The organism is Mesorhizobium sp. M7A.F.Ca.US.014.04.1.1, assembly GCF_003998745.1.
Taxonomy (GTDB): Bacteria; Pseudomonadota; Alphaproteobacteria; order Rhizobiales; family Rhizobiaceae; genus Mesorhizobium; species Mesorhizobium ciceri.
In genome coordinates this window covers 1-1,775 of the sequence record NZ_RZRW01000855.1, presented here as the reverse complement: position 1 = coordinate 1,775, position 1,775 = coordinate 1, and the positions used below count along the sequence as shown (strand labels likewise).

Here is a 1,775-nt window from a genome sequence, read left to right as displayed (position 1 = left end):
GCACTGGTCTGGCAATCCACACGCGGAACCGTGGTTCCCTGGATCGTTCAGGTCGATAAACTTGGCGAGGCCCAGGCGGTCGCTCCAGCTGTTGCCGACTATCGGCCGACCGATCCGCAGATCGCATGGCATCTCGCTCGGTTCATCGAGCAGATTAGAAGCGTGCCGGACGATCCGGTCATTGTCCGCCAGAACTGGTTGCGCGCCTATGACTACACCACCGACCGCGGCGCTGTATCTCTCAACGATTACGCCCGGGTGAACGATCCCTTCGCCAAGGTCGGCAAAGTCCAGATCGCAATCGAGGTCTCCAGCGTCATCCGCGCCTCGCAGGATTCGTTCCGCGTCGCCTGGATCGAACGCCGCTATGAGAACGGCAGTCTGACCAGCACCGAGCGTTGGACTGCCATCCTCACAATCATCATCCAGCCACCCCGCGATGCCGACCGGCTGAAGGCCAATCCACTCGGCGTCTACATCAATGCCATCAACTGGTCGAAGGAGCTTTCATGATGGGTGCGGCACGAACCCGCGATACGACGAGGCAGACTGCCCGCAACATCCCAAAGGCCCATCTTCTGGCCGTGGCATTGCTATCTGCGACGGCGCTCGCCGGCTGCGCCTCCAAAAAATACATTCCGCCGGAGGTCCAATATGACGATGCTGCTATGCCTGCCGTGAAGAAGATCGATCCACCTGGTCCGATTAAGGTGGTGGAACTGCCGAAACCTCTTCCGCTTCCCGGCCAGTTGAAACCAGTCGACACCGGAAAGGCGAAGGCAGAACTGACCGACCCTAAACAGCGGATCAGTCAGGCCAATGAGGCGGCACGAATGCAGCCCGTCCGCAACGGCTTTATCAACGCCATCCAGCTCTATCCCTGGAGCGAAGGCGCGCTCTATCAGATCTATGCCGCACCCGGACAGGTCACCGACATCGCCCTGCAGCCGGGAGAGCAGCTGGTCGGCTCGGGCCCCGTTGCCGCCGGCGACACCGTGCGCTGGATCATTGGCGATACCCAGAGTGGGGCAGGGGAACGGCAACAGGTCCATATTCTCATCAAGCCGACGCGCCCCGACCTCCAGACCAACCTTGTCATCAACAGCGACCGTCGCACCTATCATCTCGAGCTGCGATCGACCGAAAAGACCTATATGGCCTCGGTATCATGGCAGTATCCGCAGGATGAGTTGATCGCGCTGCGGCGCCAGAACGCACAGGCGTCCGCAGCACAGCCAGTCGCTGCCGGCGTCGACATCCAGAAACTCAATTTCCGCTATCGCATCGAGGGTGACGCCGCACCCTGGAGGCCGCTGCGCGCCTTCGACGATGGCGCGAAGGTCTACATCGAGTTTCCGTCTGGCATTGGCCAGGGCGAGATGCCGCCGCTCTTCGTCATCGGCCCGTCAGGGGGCTCCGAGCTGGTCAACTACCGCGCCCGGCAGAATTACTACGTCGTCGACCGCCTCTTTGCCGCTGCCGAACTAAGACTCGGCGGCAAGACGAGCGAGAGGCGCGTCCGCATCGTGCGCACCGATGGGAGCCGGCCCCGGCATAGCGCAGGATTGTTCAGATGAGCGACCCAACGAATGGCTTGAACCGGGACATCCGCGCTGAACTGCGTCTGCGGCCCGAACCTGCCAAGGTGGCGCGGCTTTCGCGCAAGGTGCTCATCGGCTTGGGAGGGGTTGCCAGCATCGCGGTCCTTGGCAGCCTGATCTGGGCGCTCGACACCAGGCGTCGTGCCAACGACCAACCTTCCGAGCTCTTCACCA

The 1,775-nt window shown here is 62.0% G+C and carries 2 protein-coding genes and 1 pseudogene; all 3 read left to right on the top strand.

The genetic code is table 11. The features are described 5' to 3' along the window. The coding region (gene trbF, locus EOA22_RS32355) for a conjugal transfer protein TrbF (protein WP_164756133.1) at positions 1 to 513 on the top strand (513 nt) is incomplete at its 5' end. Next, positions 513 to 1,577 carry a P-type conjugative transfer protein TrbG gene (gene trbG / locus EOA22_RS32350; RefSeq protein ID WP_181172689.1) on the top strand — a complete coding sequence of 355 codons (1,065 nt, stop codon included), beginning with the start codon at positions 513 to 515 and terminating at the stop codon, positions 1,575 to 1,577. The genes trbF and trbG, both read left to right, overlap by 1 nt. Then, positions 1,574 to 1,775 (top strand): annotated as a pseudogene (locus EOA22_RS32345) (conjugal transfer protein TraI); the annotation flags it as partial. The gene trbG and the pseudogene EOA22_RS32345, both read left to right, overlap by 4 nt.